Genomic DNA, 18,994 nt, shown 5'->3' with positions numbered 1-18,994 from the left:
CCCAGCATGCGCGTGGGTTCCCGGGATCGCCCGTTGGACCGGAGATCCCCAGGTCACAGCAGGTCAGGCCCCGTCGGACCGGGCCGCGGAGGGGTGCCGCGCCGGGCGCGCAGGATGTAGACGCTGATGATCAGCGCCCAGGCCGGGAACAGGAGCTCGGACCAGGGCACGCCCGACCCCACGATGATCAGGACCAGGCCGACGACGGAGCCCAGCAGGGCCAGCGGCCGGGGGAAGACGCCGAGCAGCCGCCCGATGGTCGAGGTCGCGAGGACGAAGACGGCCGCCATCCGCATCGAGTAGGTAGAGAGGACGATGTAGGCGTAGTGACGGCCGAAGTCGGAGGGGGTGCCCTCCTCCAGCACGGTGCCGGCCGCCGCGGAGGCGACGAACAGGGTGGCGACGAAGAGGAAGCCGCTGCCGAGGAACACGGTGGCGATGAACCGGTCCTCGGCCTCGCCCGTGTGGGCGCGCAGGGCGCCCATGAACCACAGGAAGAAGATGCCGGCGAAGGGCACGATCTCCAGGGCCACCCGGATGGCCCAGCGGCGGTCCGGGTCGATGGGCGCGTCGGCGGCGTCCCCCGACGGGATGGCGATCCGCATCAGGACGATCGCCGCCGCGAGCAGCAGGGCGAAGGCGACTCCGGCCGTTCCGGCGGCTCGCGGTGTCTTCAGCCGATCGGTCGTGGGCTCCACGGGCCCCTCGCTCTCTCCCCCGGTCCAGCAAGCGGCAGCCGCCGCCGTGCCACCACCGGGGACGGCCGACCGGGTGATGGCGCCCGGTCGGCCGGAGGGTCAGCCGACCGGGGCCGGGGCCGGGACCGGGGCCTCGGCCTCCTCCTCGGCGCCTTCGTGGTTGCCGAACCAGGCGACGGCCACGGCGCCCGTCACGGCCAGGACGAAGCCGAGCACGGCCAGCCAGGCCAGGCCGGGGCGGGAGGCGTCACCCAGCCAGAGGACACCGATCGCCCCCGGGAGCACGGTCTCGCCGACGACCAGGGCCGCCGTCGCGCCGTTCACCGAGCCGATCTGAAGGGCGACCGTGTGCAGGTACATGCCGCCGAAGCCCGCGATCAGGATGGCGTAGAGGGCCGGGTCGGAGAGGAAGGCGCCCAGGTCGAACGGGTCGATGCCGTTCAGGATCCGGACGCCGACGCCCAGCGCGCCGAAGGCCAGCCCCGACAGCAGACCCGCCAGGATCGCGGCCCGCGAGCCCAGGAAGCGTACGGCGACGGTGCCGCCCACGATGATCAGCAGGGTCACGGCGAGCAGCCACCAGTGCGTGGACATCGGCGCGTGGTGGCCGCCCTCGTGGCCCGCGGCCGTCGCCAGCAGCACCAGCGCCGTGCAGACGACCCCGATCGAGGCCCATTCCTTACGGGTGAGCCGGATGCCGAGCATCTTCACGCTGAGCACCGCCGTGATCACCAGGTTGGCGCTGATCACGGTCTGGGAGAGGAACAGGGGCAGCATCCGGGCGGCGAGCGCCCCCAGGCCGAAGCCCACGAAGTCCAGGATCGTCCCGATGATGAATTCCCAGGTCATCGCCGCCTTGGCGGTGGACGACAGGTTGGGGCCGCCGTGCGCGGTCACCCCGGAGGCAGTCGGGGACATCCGGGCGGCGCGGCGCGATCCCACGGCTTGCAGGACGGATCCCGTGCCGTAGCAGATGGACGCCGCGACAGCGGTCAACAAACCTATGAGCACCAAGGGCTCCGTTCACGTCTGGCAGGTTGTGCGGTACCTCTGCCAGACGCTGGAATCGGCGGGGAAGTTGCCTCGACGGGTCAATGCATTCCGGCGAGTGCCGCCGGAACCTCGTCCACCGAGTCGACGAGGGCTATCCGGGACTCCATGGCGCGGCCGCGCGCCAGTGCCTGGAGCAGGGGCCACGCCGGGAGGTGCTCGGTCCAGTGGGTGCGGCCGACCAGGACCATCGGCGTCGCCGGGCCGCGCGACCCGTAGTAGTTCGGCGTCGCGTTGTCGAAGATCTCCTGGACCGTGCCCGCGGCGCCCGGCAGGAAGACCACGCCCGCGGTGGAACGGGCCAGCAGCCCGTCTTCCCGGGTGGCGTTCGCGAAGTACTTCGCGACGTGGCCGGCGAAGGCGTTCGGCGGCTCGTGGCCGTAGAACCAGGTCGGGATGCCCACGGAGTCGCCGCCGCCGGGCCAGCGGTCCCGTACGGCGAAGGCCGCGCGCGCCCAGTCGGACACCGACGGCTCGAAGGAGGGGGCCTTGGCCAGCAGCTCCAGCGCTTCCGGGAGTGCCTCGTCGGGGGCCGGGGCCAGGTAGGCGCCGAGGTTCGCCGCCTCCATCGCGCCGGGTCCGCCGCCGGTGGCCACCGTCAGCCCGGACCGGGTCAGGGTCCGGCCCAGCTCCGCCGCGCCGCGGTACTCCGCGCCGCCCCGGGACATGGCATGGCCGCCCATCACGCCCACGACCGGGGCGCCCGTGAGGTGCTCGTCGAGGGCGTCGGAGATGGCGTCGTCGTGGATGGAGCGCAGCATCGAGGAGAAGATGTCCGCGTCGGACCTGGTCTCCTGGAACCAGGCGTACGCCTGGGCGTCCGGGGTGGCCTCGTACCCGGCGGGCAGTCCCGCGAACAGTTCCTCGGGCGTGTAGAGCAGACCGCGGTACGGGTTGAAGGGCAGGTCCGGCACGGGCGGGAAGACCAGGGCGCCGTCGGCGCGGACCTTCACCGAGGCGTCGGGCTCCATCGCGCAGCCCAGGAACACGGCCGCCGAGGTGTCGGCGGACAGCAGCGCGAAGGTCCGCTCCAGCAGGTTGACCGACTGGATCCGGTAGCCGCTGAGCGAGCCGCGGGCCACGACCTGGTCGAATTCGGCGAGCGTCTCGATCTCGATGTCTGCGTTGACCATTCGGCCCACCCTAAGGGCTGCCCGCCTCAGTGGGTCAGGGCCAGGGACGTCAGCTGCGCCACACCCCAGCAGACCGGCGCGCACACGGCGACCAGTGCCGTGGCCCGCAAACTCGCGGCCGTACGCAGGACCTTGGCCGGAGTGCCCAGGTCGAGCAGCGCCTCCCGGCCGGCGGTACGGGCCTGGCGGGCCTCCACCGCGGATGTGAGAAGGGTCGCGGCGGCGCACAGAGCGACCAGCGCGGCGGCCGGCCCCGACAGCGGACCCAGCGGCAGGATCAGGCCGCCCCGGTCACGCAGGGCCAGGGCGCTGAGTGCTCCGGCACCGATCGCGCAGAGCACGCCCAGCGGCGGGCCCAGCCGGACGGCCTCCTCCTGCAGGGCCCGTCCGGCGAGCAGCCGCAGCGCGCCGGGGCGGGCGGCGGCCATCAGGGTCCCGCAGGCGTAGGCGAGACCCGGTCCGGCGAGAGCGAGCCCGATCGCGGTCAGGGACCAGCCGGTCAGCATCCCGGCGCCGTCCCGGCCCGCGTACGCCTCGACGGCCAGCCCGCACGCGGTGACGGCGATCCCCCAGGGCAGCGCGGTCTGCGGGGTGAGCGGGCGGCGGCTGCCCGGCCGCAGGGCGAGGGCGGTGGCGCCCGAGGCGGCCAGCGGGACCAGGGCCAGCAGGGTGAGGGCGGCCGCGACGGGCAGCGGCCGGTCGGCGTGGAGCAGCGAGCCCCCCGCTCCGTCGAAGGGCAGCCCGGCCAGGTCCCCGCGCAGGTGGAGGAAGGCGGCCAGGGCCAGGGCGCTGCCGAGGGTGCAGGCGACGGCGGTGGAGATCGCCGCGACCAGGGTGAGCCGTACGGGACCCAGCCCGGCGGTGTCCAGTCCCTCCCGGGGCCGCGTCGCGGGGTCGGCCCGGGCCACGGCGACGGCGAAGTGGACGGTGGCGGCCAGCGGGACCAGGGCCCACAGCAGCCGAGGGAACGATCCAGCGGGCCGCTCCAAGGCCTCCGCGAGCACGTACAGCAGCAGGAACCCGGTACCGGCCGAGGCCGCCGCGACCAGCAGCCGGCGCAGCTGGACGAGCGGACGGGAGCCGCGGGCTAGGCGGAGAGCGAGCACGCGGCCTGGCCCTCCGGGGTCTCGGAGGAGGCGGACCCGGTGCCCGCGGCGACGGCGGTCGCGGCGGGCCGGCCGTCGAGCAGGGCCAGGTGGCGGTCGGCGACGGCCGCGGTCTCCTCGTCGTGGGTGGCCAGCAGCACGGTGATCCCGTGCGAGCGGGCCGCGGTGGTCAGCGTACGGAGCAGGCGGGCGCGCTCGGCCCGGTGCAGCGGGGCCGTGGGCTCGTCGGCGAAGACCACCGCGGGCTCGTTGACCAGGGCCCGGGCCAGGGCGACGCGCTGGGACTCGGCGTGGGTGAGGGCGCCGGGGCGCTTGCGGGCGAAGCCGCCGATCTCGAGGCGGTCCAGCCACGCGCAGGCGGCGTGCCGGGCGCTGCGGTGCGAGGCGCCGGCCATCAGCAGCGGCAGGGCCGCGTTCTCCCACACCCTGAGCTCGGGCAGCAGCTGCGGCTCGGGGCCGATCCAGCCGAACCGGTCGCGGCGCAGGCGTTCGCGGGCCGCGGTGCCCATGGTGTGCACGGGAACGCTGTTGAACCAGACCTCGCCCTGCTCGGGCAGCAGCTGCCCGGACAGGCAGCGCAGCAGGGTGGTCTTGCCGCAGCCGCGCGGGCCGGTCAGGGCCAGGATCTCGCCCTGGCGGACTCCGACGGAGATCCCGACGAGGCCGGGTGAGCCGCTGTGGGAGTAGTGCAGGGACCGCGCCCAGAGCAGATCGTCCTGGGGTGGGGCGCTGTCGGGCGGGGCATTGTCCGTGGGAGCCACCATGGCGTACACCTCCGTCCGGGGGAACGAAGCGGAACCCGTTCGGTCACTGGGCCGCACTGAGATGTAAAGAGATGAACGTCTTGGATGGTGACAGCACACGGCCCGGACCCCCGCGTTCTCACTCGAACGGAGGATCCGGGCCGCGTGGTCGGACCAGTCGGTGCTCAGGGACCGCTCAGAGCTTGGTCCACGCCTCGGTGAGCACGCTGCGCAGGATGCCCTCGATCTCGTCGAAGGTGCCCTGGTCGGCGATCAGCGGCGGCGCGAGCTGGATGACCGGGTCGCCTCGGTCGTCGGCGCGGCAGTACAGGCCGTTCTCGAAGAGCGCCTTGGAGAGGAAGCCGTAGAGCACGCGCTCCGTCTCCTCGTCCGTGAAGGACTCCTTGGTGGTCTTGTCCTTGACGAGCTCGATGCCGTAGAAGAAGCCGTTGCCGCGGACGTCGCCGACGATCGGCAGGTCGTGCAGCTTCTTCAGGGTGTTGAAGAAGTTGCCCTCCTGGTCCAGCACGTGCTGGTTCAGGCCTTCCTTGTCGAAGATGTCGAGGTTGGCCAGCGCCACCGCAGAGGAGACCGGGTGGCCGCCGAAGGTGTAGCCGTGCAGGAAGGTGTTGTCGCCCTTGTAGAACGGCTCGGCGAGGCGGTCCGAGATGATGCAGGCGCCGATCGGGGAGTAGCCCGAGGTCATGCCCTTGGCGCAGGTGATCATGTCCGGCACGTAGTCGAACTTGTCGCAGGCGAACATCGTGCCGAGGCGGCCGAAGGCGCAGATCGTCTCGTCGGAGACGAGCAGCACGTCGTACTGGTCGCAGATCTCGCGGACGCGCTGGAAGTAGCCGGGCGGCGGCGGGAAGCAGCCGCCGGCGTTCTGCACGGGCTCCAGGAAGACGGCCGCGACGGTGTCGGCGCCCTCGAAGAGGATCTCCTGCTCGATCTGGTCGGCGCACCAGCGGCCGAAGGCCTCGGGGTCGTCGCCGAAGATCGGGGCGCGGTAGATGTTGGTGTTCGGGACCTTGTGCGCGCCGGGGACCAGCGGCTCGAAGGGGGCCTTCAGGGCCGGCAGGCCGGTGATGGACAGGGCGCCCTGCGGGGTGCCGTGGTAGGCGACCGCACGCGAGATGACCTTGTACTTGGTGTGCTTGCCCTGGAGCTTGAAGTACTGCTTGGCGAGCTTCCAGGCCGTCTCGACGGCCTCGCCGCCGCCGGTGGTGAAGAAGACCTTGTTCAGGTCGCCCGGGGCGTAGTGGGCGAGGCGCTCGGCGAGCTCGACGGCCTTGGGGTGCGCGTACGACCAGATGGGGAAGAACGCGAGTTCCTGGGCCTGCTTGTAGGCGACCTCGGCCAGTTCCTTGCGGCCGTGACCGGCGTTGACCACGAACAGTCCGGCGAGACCGTCGAGGTAGCGCTTGCCCTTGTCGTCGAAGATGTAGGTGCCCTCACCACGCACGATGGTGGGGACGGGTGCGTTCTCGTAGGACGACATGCGGGTGAAGTGCATCCACAGGTGGTCGTACGCGGTCTTGGAGAGGTCCTGGCTCACGGGCTATCGAGTTCCCCACATGTAGGTCTGCTTCTTCAGCTTCAGGTAAACGAAGCTTTCGGTTGATCGCACGCCGGGGAGCGTGCGGATCTTCTTGTTGATCGTCTCGAGCAGGTGGTCGTCGTCCTCGCAGACGATTTCCACCATCAGGTCGAACGATCCTGCGGTCATCACCACGTACTCGCACTCCGCCATCGCGGTGAGTGCGTCCGCCACCGGGTCGAGGTCTCCCTCGACGTTGATCCCGACCATGGCCTGGCGTCGCAGGCCCACGGTGAGCGGGTCGGTGACGGCGACGATCTGCATGACGCCCTGGTCGAGGAGCTTCTGCACGCGCTGACGCACGGCTGCTTCCGACAGGCCGACGGCCTTGCCGATCGCTGCGTAGGGACGGCGACCGTCCTCCTGCAGTTGCTCGATGATCGCCAGGGACACAGCATCGACCGAAGGGGACGGTTGTCTGTTCCTGGAATCTGCGCTTCGACTGACCACGACCTCACTGTGCACGAGGAGTCGTCTGTTCCGCAAGACGGAATCGATGAAATCCGTTGTTTGAGAGCTCGGATCTCACTGATTTCGTAGTTCATGGAGTCTGGCCCTGTCGAAAGCGTCGGCCGAGGAGCTAGGCTTGGGATTCGTCTCAATCGTTGGACATGTGATCAGGAGTGTGGCTGGAGTGACCACCGAACTGCGTCGTCTGCGCAACTACATCGGCGGGGAGTTCAAGGACGCCGCCGACGGGCGGACCACCGAGGTGGTCAACCCCGCCACCGGCGAGGCGTACGCCACCGCCCCGCTCTCGGGCCAGGCCGATGTCGACGCCGCCATGGCGGCCGCCGCGGCGGCCTTCCCGGGCTGGCGCGACACCACACCCTCGGCGCGCCAGAAGGCCCTGCTGAAGATCGCGGACGCCTTCGAGGCGCGCGCGGACGAGCTCGTCGCCGCCGAATCGGAGAACACCGGCAAGCCGCTGGGCCTCACGGCCAGCGAGGAGCTGCCGCCGATGGTGGACCAGATCCGCTTCTTCGCGGGTGCCGCCCGCCTGCTCGAGGGCCGCTCGGCCGGCGAGTACATGGAGGGCATGACCTCGATCATCCGCCGTGAGCCGGTCGGTGTCTGCGCCCAGGTCGCGCCGTGGAACTACCCGATGATGATGGCTGTGTGGAAGTTCGCCCCGGCCATCGCCGCGGGCAACACCGTGGTGCTCAAGCCCTCGGACACCACCCCGGCCTCCACCGTCCTGATGGCGGAGATCATCGACTCGGTGCTGCCCAAGGGCGTCTTCAACGTCATCTGCGGTGACCGCGAGACCGGCAAGGCCATGGTCGAGCACTCCACCCCGGCGATGGCCTCCATCACCGGTTCGGTGCGCGCCGGTATGCAGGTCGCCGAGAGCGCCTCGAAGGACGTCAAGCGCGTCCACCTGGAGCTCGGCGGCAAGGCCCCCGTCGTGGTCTTCGAGGACGCCGACATCGCCAAGGCCGTCGAGGACATCGCGGTCGCCGGCTACTTCAACGCCGGTCAGGACTGCACCGCCGCCACCCGCGTGCTCGTGCACCGCTCGATCCACGACGAGTTCGTGTCCGCGCTGGCCAAGGCCGCCGCCGACACCAAGACCGGTCAGCCGGACGACGAGGACGTGCTCTACGGCCCGCTGAACAACCCGAACCAGCTCAAGCAGGTCGCGGGCTTCATCGAGCGCCTTCCCGCCCACGCCAAGGTCGAGGCGGGCGGCCACCAGGTCGGCGAGAAGGGCTACTTCTACGCCCCGACCGTGGTATCCGGCCTCAAGCAGGACGACGAGATCATCCAGAACGAGGTCTTCGGCCCCGTCATCACCGTCCAGTCCTTCACGGACGAGGCCCAGGCCCTGGAGTACGCGAACGGCGTCGAGTTCGCCCTCGCCTCCTCGGTGTGGACCAAGGACCACGGCCGCGCGATGCGGATGTCCAAGAACCTCGACTTCGGCTGCGTGTGGATCAACACCCACATCCCGCTCGTCGCCGAGATGCCGCACGGCGGCTTCAAGAAGTCCGGCTACGGCAAGGACCTCTCCGCCTACGGCTTCGAGGACTACACGCGCATCAAGCACGTGATGACCTCGCTCGACAGCTGACCGGCCGCACCGGTCAGAGCACAGCGCTGAAGGGGCGGGCGGTAGACAACATGTCTATTGCCCGTCCTTTCGCGTTCACCGAGGCTGTGCCCATGCCTGAACTCGCCTTCTCCCGCCGCGCCGCACTGCGCGGCCTCGGTGCCACGGGTCTGCTGGCCGCCCTGTGCGGATGCGGAGTGCCCGCCGCCTACGTCCCCGAGGACCGGCGGGAAGGGCTCGACAGGTCCGAGCGGGACCGTGCCGTCTCCTTCTCCAACTGGCCGCTGTACATCGACACCGACGAGGAGGACGAGGAGCGCCGTCCGACGCTGGAGGCCTTCTCGGAGCGGACGGGCATCGAGGTCCGGTACACCGAGGAGATCAACGACAACGACGAGTTCTTCGGCAAGGTCAGCCCGGCCCTGATGAACCGCCAGGAGACGGGCCACGACCTGGTCGTGGTCAGCGACTGGATGGCCGCGCGCTTCGTCCACCTGGGGTGGGCCCAGAAGATGGACCGCTCGGCGCAGCCCAACGTGACCACGCACCTGGACCCCCAGCTGCGTTCCCCCGCCTTCGACGAGGGCCGGCTGCACACCGTCCCCTGGCAGTCGGGGATCACCGGCATCGCCTACAACCGCAAGGCCCTGGGCCGGGAGATCAAGTCGGTCCAGGACCTGTGGCGGCCGGAGCTCGCGGGCAAGGTCACCCTCTTCTCCGGCCTCGACGAGTCCTTCGCCCTGCTGATGCAGGGCAACGGCGTGGACGTGACCCGTTGGACCGAATCAGACTTCCACCGGATGTGCGACCAGGTCGAGAGCATGGTGAAGAAGCAGCACATCCGCCGCTTCACCGGCAACGACTACACCTCCGATCTGAGCAAGGGAGACGTCCTGGCCTGCCAGGCCTACTCCGGCGACGCCATCCAGCTCCAGGCCGACAACCCGGACATCGAGTTCGTCGTCCCGGAGGAGGGGGCCGAACTCTGGGCGGAGAGCCTGCTCGTGCCCAACCTCGCCCGGCACAAGGCCAATGCCGAGGCCCTGATCGACTACTACTACGCCCCGGAGGTGGCCGCCGACCTCGCCGCCTCCGTCAACTACGTCTGCCCGGTCCCGGCCGCCCGCGAGGTCCTGGCCGCCTCCGAGGACAGGGAGACCGCCGAACTGGCCGAGAACCCGCTGATCTTCCCCGACGACGACATGCGCCGACGGCTCGTCGTGGCCAGGGACATCTCCTCCGCGGAACGCCGCTCCCTTGCCAAGCGCTGGAACGCCATCGCCGGACTCTGACCACGGCTGGCCGGGCCACCGGACTGAACATGTTCAAGAAACTTGCTGAACGTGTTCAGAAATGGGCGTACGCTGTCTCCCATGAGCGAGAGAAGCGCCCTTCAGCGGCGGATCCGTGCCTGGCTGGTCCTGTTCCTCGTCTGCCTGGTACTCAGTGGACTCACCGCCTTCCCGCTGGTCAGTGAACTTCGATGGGCCAACGCCCTGGTGGACAACGAATGGCTGCACCGGGTCGGGGACGGCCTGGACCAGGCCGATGCCGAGTACCCCTTCCTCCTCTACGGCACCGACTGGCTGGCCTTCGCACACCTCTGCATCGCCGTCTTCTTCTACGGGGTCCACCGCGACCCCGTACGCAACATCTGGATCGTCGAGGCGGGCATGATCGCCTGCGCTGGGATCATCCCGCTGGCCCTGATCTGTGGCCCGATCCGAGGCATCCCCGTCTGGTGGAGCGTCATCGACATGTCGTTCGGCGTCTTCGGAGTGATCCCGCTGCTGATCCTGCGCCGCATGATCAAGCGCCTTGAAGCCCTGCCCGAACCGGAGGCCGCGACCGGACCCGCGGCCCGGACCGCGGTCGCCGCCTGACCCGGCTACCCGGCTACTCGGCGAAGGCCGCCAGGACGACGGCGAGGGCGACCGGGTTCATGTCCTTGCCCTTGGCGTCGGTGGAGTTCACCGAGTAGACCAGGGTCCGCGACCCGTCGAGCGTGCCACCTATCACCGTGTTGTACCCGTGGCGGCCGCCGGTCTTGCCCCAGGCCTCCGTACCGTCCGGCAGGACGATCCGGGAGAAGCCGGCCGTGAGCTGGGCGGGCTTGCCGCTCTCGAAGTCGTTCACTGCCGGCACGGCGAACATCGTCTCCTTCAGCAGGGCCTTCGGAACGATCCGCCCGTCGAACAGCGCGACGGTGAAACGCTCCAGATCGGCCGTCGTCGAGATCATGTCGCCCGCCGCCCAGCGGTCCGAGGAGTTCCACACCGTCACATCGCGCAGCTCCCGAGAGCCGTCGGCCCGGGTGAGCGCCTGGTAGCCACGGTTGTGCGGGCCCGGTATCCGGGTCTGGAAACGGCCCGGGAACGAGGTGTCCCGCAGCCCCAGCGGCCTCAGGACGCGCTCCGAGACGGCCCGCTCGTACGTCGTCCCCGTCAGCTTCTCGATCAGCACGCCCAGGATCGTGTAGTTGATGTTCAGGTAGTGCTGGGCCTCACCCGCGGTGAACTCCGGGCCCTTTGCCAGGGCGTTGGCGATCTGCTGCCGGGGATCGGTCACGTCGAAGCGGTGCTCCCACTGTGCCTCGAAGGAGTCGCCCGGCCCGTCCGCCGCCTGGATTCCGCTCGTGTAGTTCAGCAACTGCCGTACCGTGACCGGCTTTTCGAAGCTCGCGGGGAAGAGGCCCGGCAGGTAGTCCCGCACTGGCCGGTCCAGCTCCACCCGGCCCTCGGCCGCCAGCTGCAGCACGACCGCCGAGGTGAAGGTCTTGGTCACCGAACCGGCCCGGAACCGGCCCCCCTCGATCGCCTCGCGTCCGCTGCGGATGTCCGCGACACCCGAACTCCCCCGCCAACTGCCGCTCGTACCGCCAACCCGGACCAGTGCGGCCGTCGCTTCCCCGTGCTGCGCGCCCAGCCCCGCGATCGCCTTCTCCAGGGCCTTCGCGTTCGGCGGCGTCGAGACGGAGGCGCTCCCGGGCGGCGCCGGAACCGAGGACACGGCCGCCGTCCTCCCGGCCGGCGCCGCGTGGGCGACGGCCGGGCCCGACGCGATGCCCAGGACCAGAGCGGCGGCGATCAGCGTGCGCGTCTTGGCGTCCATGGTGTTCTCCCCCTGTGAGTCCTCAGGGCCGTGCTGCCCCGATGACCTCAATGCTGCTGGTCAGAGGCATGGTTGCGGATCACCCACGGGAGGGGTCTTCACCGGTACGACAACTCCCTCACGCGAGGGAGGCGACACGCCGTCCCCTCACTCCCCAGCGGGAGTACCCGCCGCGATCAGACCTGTCTCGTACGCGCAGATCACCGCCTGGATCCGGTCCCGCAGCCCCAGCTTCGCCAGCACGTTCCCCACGTGCGACTTCACCGTGTGCTCGCTGACCACCAGCGCCGCCGCGATCTCCGCGTTCGACAGCCCCCGTCCCAGATGCAGCAGCGTCTCCCGCTCCCGCGCCGTCAGCACCTCCAGCCGGTCCGCCGCCAGGGCGGGCCGCGCCACCGTCGCCGCCGTGTACTCCTCGATCAGCCGCCGCGCCACCGAAGGCGCCAGCAGGGACTCGCCCGCCGCCACCACCCGTACCGCGTGCACCAGGTCGTCCCGCCGCACGTCCTTGAGCAGGAACCCGCTCGCCCCCGCGTGCAGCGCCTCGTACACGTACTCGTCCGAGTCGAAGGTCGTCAGCATCACCGTCCGGCACGCGCTCCGCGCCGAGATCGTCCGGCAGGCCTCGATCCCGTCCAGCACCGGCATCCGGATGTCCAGCAGCGCCACGTCCGGGGCGAGCCGGGCCACCGCCTCCACGGCCGCCGCGCCGTCCCCCACCTCCGCCACGACCTCGATGTCCTCCTGGACGTCGAGGATCATCGCGAAACCGCTGCGCACCAGCTCCTGGTCGTCGGCCACCACCACGCGGATCGTCAACTCCCCACCTCCTGGCGCGAGGTTACAAGGACGGCGCTGAGGCAGAAGCCCCGCCCGTCCGGGCCGGGACCGGCCGTGGCCGTCCCGCCGTGCGCGGCCGCCCGCTCCCGGATCCCTATCAGCCCGTGCCCGCCACCCCCGCCGCCGGCCCGCGCGGGACCCAGTCCGTCGTCCTCGACCGTGACCGTCAGGTCCCGTGCCGTGTGGTGGAGCCGCACCGACACCCGCCCCGCCGCGGCGTGCTTGACCACGTTCGTCAGGGCCTCCTGCACGATCCGGTACACGGCCGTGTCCACCGCCGGGGCCAGCGCCCGGACCTCGCCCGTCTCCTCGTACGCGATCCGCGGCCCGCCCTGCCGCACCCGGTCCAGCAGCCGGGGCAGTGCAGCCACCCCCGGCTGCGGTTCGCGCGGCGCCGGACCGTCCTCCCTGAGCAGCCCCAGCATCGCGCGCAACTGCACCATCGCGTCCCGGCAGGTCTCGGATATGGCCTCGAAGGCCGCCTTCGCCCGCTCCGGCGCCCGCCGCACCGCCACCGGACCGGCCTCCGCCTGCACGATCATGATGCTGACGGCGTGCGAGAGGATGTCGTGCATCTCCCGCGCGATCCTGGCCCGTTCGCGCGCCACGGCCTGCTCCGCCTCGATCCGGTTGGCCCGCTCCAGCTGCGCCGCCCGGTCCTCCACCGCCGCGGTGTAGGCCTGCCGGGTGTACTGGAGCCGCCCCAACGCGTAGGCCGCGCCCGCACAGAACAGGGTGAAGGACAGCTCCCTGGCCGTACCCGTCCCCAGACCCGTGGACGCGGCGACCGTCAGGACCGAGAGCCCCCCGACCGCCACCCGCATCCGGGCGGGGCACGTCAGGGCGACGGTGTAGAAGGCGATCAGCCCGGCGTACGGGAGCGGCTGCCCCGGCCCGTCGAGCGCCACCTTGTAGATGCCGCCGGCGAGCAGGATCACCACCAGTACGGTGACCGGCCGGTGCCGCCGCCACGCCAGCGGCAGCACGGCCAGCGTGGTCATCGCGTACGAGCCCCAGGTCACGGGCGGCAGCCCGGGCTCCCGCGGCAGCACGAACGGCATCGTGACGGCCAGCTGCACCAGCAGGGTCAGGCCCAGGTCCACGACCCACGGCCGGGCCCGGCCCAGCCGCGCGGCCGGGATCCGTATCACCGTCCCATTTCGGTCCGCACGGCGTTCAGCGCGTCCACCCGGTTCGTCGTGACCGAGTCGACCCCGGCCCTGACGAGCCCGCGCATCGTCCGCCGGGTGTCCGCCGTCCAGGCCGACACCAGCAGGCCGTCGCGGTGGAGCGCGTCCGTCAGCTCCCGGCTCACCAGCCCGAAGCGGTAGTTGAGCCAGCGCGGCGCCACCGCGTCGATCAGCACCCGGCGCGGCGGCGACAGCGTGGTCCAGGTCAGTGCGATCTCCGCGCCCGGATCGGCGGCGCGCACCGCCAGCATGGTGTTCGGTCCGGCGCAGTAGTACGTCCGCTCGCGCGCCCCGCACTCGCGGACCAGGCCGACGACGGTCCGTACCGCCTCGGCCGTCGCCCCGGGCAGGTCGATCATCACCCGGCCCGCGCCGGCGGCCATCAGGGCGTCGCGCAGGGCCGGAACCCCGCCCTGCGTCAGCTCCTGGAGCTGGGGGGCCGAGATCTCGTCGAGCCGCACCTCATGGCCCCACAGCCGCTGGAGCGTCTCGTCGTGGAGCAGGACCGGCACCCCGTCGCGGGTCAGCCGCACGTCGATCTCGACCGCGTCCGCCCCCCGGGCGAACGCGGACCGGATCGAGGACAGGGTGTTCTCACGGACGCGGTAAGGATCGCCGCGGTGGCCGACGGCAGTCAGGGTGCGCATGGCCCCATTCTCACGGCCCGCGGGATCAGCAGGGTGTCACCGCGCGAGCCATTGCGCGGTGTACGCGTCGATCTCCGCGCTGAGCTTCGCCTTGCCGGGCTCGTCCAGGAAGGAGGCCTCGACGGCGTTCTTGGCGAGCCGGGCGAGACCGCGCTCGTCGAGGCCGAGGAGCCGGGCGGCCACCGCGTACTCGTTGTTGAGGTCGGAGCCGAACATCGGCGGGTCGTCGCTGTTGATGGTGACGAGCACGCCCGCCTCGAACATCTCCTTGACCGGGTGCAGGTCGAGGTCGGTCACCGCGCGGGTGGCGATGTTGGAGGTCGGGCAGACCTCCAGCGCGATGCGGTGCTCGGCGAGGTACGCGAGGAGCTCGGGGTCCTGGGTGGCGCTGGTGCCGTGGCCGATGCGCTCGGCGCCCAGCTCTCGGATGGCGTCCCAGACGGTCTCCGGGCCGGTGGTCTCGCCGGCGTGCGGCACGCTGTGCAGACCGGCGGCGCGGGCCCGGTCGAAGTACGGCTTGAACTGCGGTCGGGGGACGCCGATCTCGGGACCGCCGAGGCCGAAGGAGACCAGGCCCTCGGGGCGCAGGTCGACGGCGAGGCGGGCGGTCTCGGCGGCGGCCTCCAGGCCGGCCTCGCCGGGGATGTCGAAGCACCAGCGCAGGATGACGCCGAGTTCGCTCTCGGCGGCCTTGCGCGCGTCCTCGATGGCCTCCATGAAGGCCTGCTCGTCGATGCCTCGCCGGGTGGAGGAGTAGGGGGTGATGGTCAGCTCGGCGTAGCGGATGTTCTGCCGGGCCATGTCACGGGCGACCTCGAAGGTGAGGTGGCGTACGTCCTCGGGGGTGCGGACCAGGTCCACGACCGAGAGGTAGAGCTCGATGAAGTGGGCGAAGTCCGTGAAGGTGAAGTAGTCGGCGAGCGCCTCGGGGTCAGTGGGGACCTTCGAGTCGGGGTGCCGGGAGGCGAGTTCGGCGACGATGCGCGGGGAGGCGGAGCCGACGTGGTGGACGTGCAGTTCGGCCTTGGGCAGCCCCGCGATGAAGGGGTGCAGGTCGGTCATGGGGGGTGCCTCCGGGATGTCGCAGCTGCGGGTGGTCCGTCCCTCATCGTAGGCAGGCCCGTGACTGTCGGCGCCAGCGCTTAGCATGGCTGGACGAGAGGGGGCCGCATGACCGAGAACAGTCCCGAGCAGCGAGACCCGTGGGCACCGCCCGAGCGTCCCGCGGCGGACCGGGGCAAGCCGCAGGGCACGCCGGGCACGGGCGTGCCGGGTCCGCCGTCCGTGCACGACCAGCCGACGCTCGCAGGGATACCCGGGCAGGATCCCGCCGCGTCCGCAGGATCCGCCGCGCAGCCGGGACCCGGCCCCGCGTCGGCGGCCTACGGCTACCCGGCCCAGCCGGACCCCGGTGGCTACGGCTACCCCGGGCCGCCGCCCGCCCAGCCGGGGTACGGATACCCGGGCGACGCGGGATACCCCGGCGACGCGGGATACCCCGGCCAGCCGGGATACCCGGGTTACCCGGGCCAGCCGGGATACCCCGGGTACGCCGGCTACCCGTACGGCGGCCGTCAGCTGAGCAACGGTTTCGGCATCACCGCCCTCGTCCTCGGCATCCTCGCCATGCTCGCGGTGTTCGGGTGCATCACCGCCTTCATGGCGGTCCCGCTCGGTATCGGGGCGATCGTCTACGGCGTGCTCGGCAGGGGCCGGGCGAGCCGCGGTGAGGCGGACAACGGCGGGATGGCGCTGGCCGGGCTCATCACGGGCTCGGTGGCCCTCGCACTGGGCGCCCTGGTCACGAGCGCCATGCTCGCCGGTTTCTGGTTCGACGGGTGGGACGGCGGCAACGACTACGACGACGACTACGACGGCGGGAGTTCCTACTCGAACTCCCAGGTCCACGAGCGGGTCTGACGGGACCGTAGCCCCGTAGCCCCGTAGCCCCGTAGCCCCGTAGCCCCGTAGCCCCGTAGCCCCGTAGCCCCGTAGCCCCGTAGCCCCGCGGGCAGGACTGCCCTACGCGGCGGCCCACGGCCAGTCGGCGTTCCGGCCGCCCTCGATCAGGGTCACCATGCGGAAGGCCGCGTCGGTGAGCCCGCCGAAGGTGTGCCGGTTCTCCGAGCCCGAGGGCGCGTGGCCCACCCGGAAGCCGGCCAGGTTCCAGGTGTAGACCGGGACGGTGTCCGGCACCAGAGAGGTCGGGTCACCGCCGTAGGAGCGGTAGTCGGCCTGCTCGTCGGTGACGATCAGGACCCGGTCGTGCCCCTTGAAGTGCTGCCGGACGGCCTCGGTGGTGTTGGTGCCGCCGAGGTCCTCGAACCGCTCCAGCATCTTCAGCACGGACTCGCCGCGCTGGTACCCGACCGTCTTGCTGCTCGTACCGAACTGCACGAGGTCCGCCCGCTCGGCCCGCTGCGCCAGCGCCGCACCGAAGACCGCGGCCGCGTCCGCCCGGTTGAGCTGCGAGCGGTCCGACAGCGGGTGCCACATGGACCCCGACCGGTCGACCAGGATGAGCGTCCGCCCGGGCAGCGCCGGGACGTTGCCCAGCGAGTGGCCGAGCGCCTGCTCCAGCGGGTACGCCCAGCGCAGCGAGGGCGCGTGCTGGTAGGCGGCCAGGTAGCGGAAGGGGAACTGCCGGGACCGGGCGACGACCTCCGGGTCGGAGATCTTCGCCGCGACCCGCGCCGCGACCGCGTCCGAGACCCCGGCCTGGTCGAAGTTGCGCAGGTTCCGCAGCAGCGCCATCGGGCCCATCGACGGGATGACCGCCTCCCAGGCAGCCGCGTCCATCGGGCCCTGGAGCCAGCCGGCCAGCGCCTCCCAGGTCATGCCCGCCGCCGCGAACCGCTCCGCGCCGTCCGGGGAGGTGACCACGGCGCGCCGCTCCTCCACTGGCAGCTCCATCAGCGCCCGGTGGGCCGCCAGGGTGCGGTTGCCCGGCGGGGCCTCGGCGGTCTCCGGGTTGTGCCGGCGGTCGAGGGCGTACCGGAAGAGCTCGCCCTGCCAGGGCTTGTCCGGGTCGGGCGAGGCGTGCACGAGGTTGAGGACGTCACCGAAGCGGAAGCCCTTGGAGGCGGTGTCGTACTTCAGCAGCGAGGTGCCGGAGTAGAGCCGGCGCACGGCGTCGGCGATCCCGCGCTTGACGGGCTTGGGCACGTTGCGCCCGTAGGCCGCCGTCCAGTAGGCCAGCAGCTCACCGGGCTCGTCCGCGCGCCGCAGTACGCAGTCCACGACCTGGCGGTTCGAAGGCCCGCCGGTGGCACCCGCGTCGAGGCGCGCCTTCACGTACTCGGCGGCGCCGACGAGCGAGGCGGTGCGCATGTTGCCCTCCCCGCGCAGCCAGCCCAGCAGGCCCGCGGTCCACTCCGGGTCCTCGACGGCGAGGGTGCGCACGAGCGCGGCGAAGCGTTCGTCGCGGGCCTCGCCGCTCTCGTACGCGGTGCGCTGCGTCACGAAGTTGGCCACGGCGAGCAGGAACAGCTCGGAGCGCGGATCGCGGAGGTACCCGCGGCTGCCGTGGTGGTTGGCGGCGCGGCGGCCGGTGGAGCGGACGGGCGAGGTGGGCGAAGCGGGCGCCGCCTTGGAGCGGAGCAGGTTGAAGCGAGCCATGTGGATCCCCCCGAATTCATGGGAAAGCGGGGGAGGCGTGACGTGAGGGATGCCCGAGATCAGAATCGGCGGCGGACTTTAGCCCGGCGAGCTTCCGTGCTGCTCCACCGGCTCGATCCCTTGCGGGTGCTGAGCCGGGTGGGATTCGAACCCACGACCTCCGAGTCCGGAGAAGTAACCGTCGCCTGCGCACCGGGCATCCCCCACGCGTGCCTCCCGAGATCAAGGTGGCGGCGGCCTGGTGTCTTTGAAAAAGAAGGAGCCGCAGCCCGCGCACCGGGAGGTGCGTGACGTAGGTGTCCAGAGATCGAGGTCGGCGAAACCACGTGGTGCTCTGCCAACTGAGCTACACCGGCCTGAAAGCCGGTGACGGGACTCGAACCCGCGACCGCCCCATTAAGAGTGGAAGTAGGTCTCACCTGCGCACCTGGACGAGTCACACGTTAGGCGGCGGGCCCCGGGCTCCGCCACGCATTTACCTCAGGCGCCGCCCTCGCGCAGGTCCTCGCGCAGCCGCTCCCGGGCCTCCATCAGGGCGAAGCCCAGCAGGTTCAGCCCGCGCCAGCGTGCCGGGTCCAGGGCGCGCGCGTCGTCGGCCGCGAGCCCGATGCCCCAGATCCGGTCCATCGGGCTGGCCTCCACCAGTACCCGGTTCCCGGTGGACAGCAGGTAAGAGCGCAGCGCCGGGTCGGAGCCGAACTTGTGCACGCTGCCCTCCACCACCAGGGCGAAGCGCTCCCGCTCCCATATCGCGTCGTCGAAGCCGCGCACCAGCCGCCCGGCCTTCTTCGCGGCCGCCGGGCTGGAGGCCTCCAGGGCGGCCCGCTCGGCCTCCGGGTCCCCGAACAGGCGGGCCTTCCCGGCCATCATCCAGTGCTCCGCCGTGGCGTAGCGGACGTCACCCACAGTGAACTCGGACGGCCACCACTGGCTGAGACAGCTCGGTCCGAGCGTCCCGTCGGGTCGCGGACGGTGGCCCCAGAACGGCAGGAACTTCACCCGCTCACCGCTGCTGACCTGCTTGATCAGCTTGTCGATCATTTCCATGCACGCGAGTCTGACAGTCGCCACTGACACTTCGTACGGGATTTCGGGCGCGCCTCGACACATGGTCGACCGATTCCGTCGCGTAATCAAAAGGCAACAACGGAATCACTTGGCCGAGGGGTCCACCTCTGCCAGGATCGGCACTCAATTCGAGCTGT

At 71.3% G+C, this 18,994-nt stretch carries 18 protein-coding genes and 1 tRNA gene; 4 read left to right on the top strand and 15 right to left on the bottom strand.

What is annotated here, in order from left to right; translation table 11 throughout:
• Nucleotides 1-53: 53 nt before the first annotated feature.
• From OG447_RS30940 to OG447_RS30910, 7 genes are all read right to left on the bottom strand, one after another.
• Complete coding sequence (locus tag OG447_RS30940; RefSeq protein WP_266940825.1) at nucleotides 54-698, bottom strand: hypothetical protein; 645 nt, start codon at nucleotides 696-698, stop codon at nucleotides 54-56.
• 99 nt (nucleotides 699-797) lie between these two features.
• Complete coding sequence (locus tag OG447_RS30935; RefSeq protein ID WP_266940823.1) at nucleotides 798-1,709, bottom strand: hypothetical protein; 912 nt, start codon at nucleotides 1,707-1,709, stop codon at nucleotides 798-800.
• Between the two features lie 80 nt (nucleotides 1,710-1,789).
• The gene (locus OG447_RS30930; RefSeq protein WP_266940821.1) at nucleotides 1,790-2,881 is read right to left on the bottom strand and encodes an LOG family protein; all 1,092 of its coding nucleotides are present in this window, start codon (nucleotides 2,879-2,881) and stop codon (nucleotides 1,790-1,792) included.
• 26 nt (nucleotides 2,882-2,907) lie between these two features.
• Nucleotides 2,908-3,987: a hypothetical protein gene (locus tag OG447_RS30925; protein WP_266940819.1), complete on the bottom strand. Its 1,080-nt coding sequence runs from the start codon at nucleotides 3,985-3,987 to the stop codon at nucleotides 2,908-2,910.
• A complete protein-coding gene (locus OG447_RS30920) occupies nucleotides 3,969-4,751 on the bottom strand; it encodes an ABC transporter ATP-binding protein (RefSeq protein WP_266940817.1) in 783 nt (260 codons plus the stop codon). Before OG447_RS30920 ends, OG447_RS30925 begins: the two co-directional genes overlap by 19 nt.
• 175 nt (nucleotides 4,752-4,926) lie before the next feature.
• Nucleotides 4,927-6,288, bottom strand: coding sequence for an aspartate aminotransferase family protein (locus OG447_RS30915; RefSeq protein WP_266940815.1), 1,362 nt, complete (start codon nucleotides 6,286-6,288; stop codon nucleotides 4,927-4,929).
• Between the two features lie 3 nt (nucleotides 6,289-6,291).
• Entirely contained in the window at nucleotides 6,292-6,795 is a 504-nt protein-coding gene (locus tag OG447_RS30910) for an Lrp/AsnC family transcriptional regulator (RefSeq protein WP_031144106.1), read from the bottom strand.
• 169 nt (nucleotides 6,796-6,964) lie between these two features.
• Between OG447_RS30910 and OG447_RS30905 the strand changes: the two genes are divergently transcribed.
• The 3 genes from OG447_RS30905 (at nucleotide 6,965) to OG447_RS30895 (ending at nucleotide 10,266) form a co-directional block, all read left to right on the top strand.
• A complete protein-coding gene (locus tag OG447_RS30905; RefSeq protein WP_266940813.1) occupies nucleotides 6,965-8,404 on the top strand; it encodes a gamma-aminobutyraldehyde dehydrogenase in 1,440 nt (479 codons plus the stop codon).
• A gap of 92 nt (nucleotides 8,405-8,496) precedes the next feature.
• On the top strand, nucleotides 8,497-9,675 hold the full coding sequence (locus OG447_RS30900) for a PotD/PotF family extracellular solute-binding protein (RefSeq protein WP_266940811.1): 1,179 nt from the start codon (nucleotides 8,497-8,499) through the stop codon (nucleotides 9,673-9,675).
• Nucleotides 9,676-9,756: 81 nt separating this feature from the next.
• Nucleotides 9,757-10,266 carry a hypothetical protein gene (locus OG447_RS30895; RefSeq protein ID WP_266940810.1) on the top strand — a complete coding sequence of 170 codons (510 nt, stop codon included), beginning with the start codon at nucleotides 9,757-9,759 and terminating at the stop codon, nucleotides 10,264-10,266.
• A 13-nt stretch (nucleotides 10,267-10,279) separates the two neighbouring features.
• Here OG447_RS30895 and OG447_RS30890 read toward each other — a convergent pair whose 3' ends face one another.
• From OG447_RS30890 to OG447_RS30870, 5 genes are all read right to left on the bottom strand, one after another.
• Nucleotides 10,280-11,494, bottom strand: coding sequence for a serine hydrolase (locus OG447_RS30890; protein WP_266940808.1), 1,215 nt, complete (start codon nucleotides 11,492-11,494; stop codon nucleotides 10,280-10,282).
• Between the two features lie 147 nt (nucleotides 11,495-11,641).
• Nucleotides 11,642-12,313 carry a response regulator transcription factor gene (locus tag OG447_RS30885; protein WP_266940807.1) on the bottom strand — a complete coding sequence of 224 codons (672 nt, stop codon included), beginning with the start codon at nucleotides 12,311-12,313 and terminating at the stop codon, nucleotides 11,642-11,644.
• Complete coding sequence (locus OG447_RS30880) at nucleotides 12,310-13,395, bottom strand: sensor histidine kinase (RefSeq protein ID WP_266940984.1); 1,086 nt, start codon at nucleotides 13,393-13,395, stop codon at nucleotides 12,310-12,312. The genes OG447_RS30885 and OG447_RS30880 overlap by 4 nt, the downstream gene beginning before the upstream one ends.
• Nucleotides 13,396-13,481: 86 nt before the next feature.
• Nucleotides 13,482-14,171: a glycerophosphodiester phosphodiesterase gene (locus tag OG447_RS30875; protein ID WP_266940805.1), complete on the bottom strand. Its 690-nt coding sequence runs from the start codon at nucleotides 14,169-14,171 to the stop codon at nucleotides 13,482-13,484.
• 36 nt (nucleotides 14,172-14,207) lie between these two features.
• Complete coding sequence (locus OG447_RS30870; RefSeq protein ID WP_266940803.1) at nucleotides 14,208-15,233, bottom strand: adenosine deaminase; 1,026 nt, start codon at nucleotides 15,231-15,233, stop codon at nucleotides 14,208-14,210.
• A 108-nt stretch (nucleotides 15,234-15,341) separates the two neighbouring features.
• On the opposite strand from OG447_RS30870, the gene OG447_RS30865 reads away from it, so the two are divergent.
• Complete coding sequence (locus OG447_RS30865; protein ID WP_266940801.1) at nucleotides 15,342-16,091, top strand: DUF4190 domain-containing protein; 750 nt, start codon at nucleotides 15,342-15,344, stop codon at nucleotides 16,089-16,091.
• Between the two features lie 102 nt (nucleotides 16,092-16,193).
• Here OG447_RS30865 and OG447_RS30860 read toward each other — a convergent pair whose 3' ends face one another.
• The 3 genes from OG447_RS30860 to OG447_RS30850 form a co-directional block, all read right to left on the bottom strand.
• Complete coding sequence (locus tag OG447_RS30860; protein WP_266940800.1) at nucleotides 16,194-17,789, bottom strand: TROVE domain-containing protein; 1,596 nt, start codon at nucleotides 17,787-17,789, stop codon at nucleotides 16,194-16,196.
• A gap of 361 nt (nucleotides 17,790-18,150) precedes the next feature.
• Nucleotides 18,151-18,212 (bottom strand) — tRNA-Ser (locus OG447_RS30855).
• Between the two features lie 57 nt (nucleotides 18,213-18,269).
• Nucleotides 18,270-18,836, bottom strand: a complete 567-nt coding sequence (locus tag OG447_RS30850; RefSeq protein ID WP_266940799.1) for an NADAR family protein — start codon at nucleotides 18,834-18,836, stop codon at nucleotides 18,270-18,272.
• Nucleotides 18,837-18,994: the final 158 nt, after the last annotated feature.

The organism is Streptomyces sp. NBC_01408, from assembly GCF_026340255.1.
GTDB lineage: Bacteria > Actinomycetota > Actinomycetes > Streptomycetales > Streptomycetaceae > Streptomyces.
This window is presented reverse-complemented; position numbering and strand designations above follow the sequence as displayed.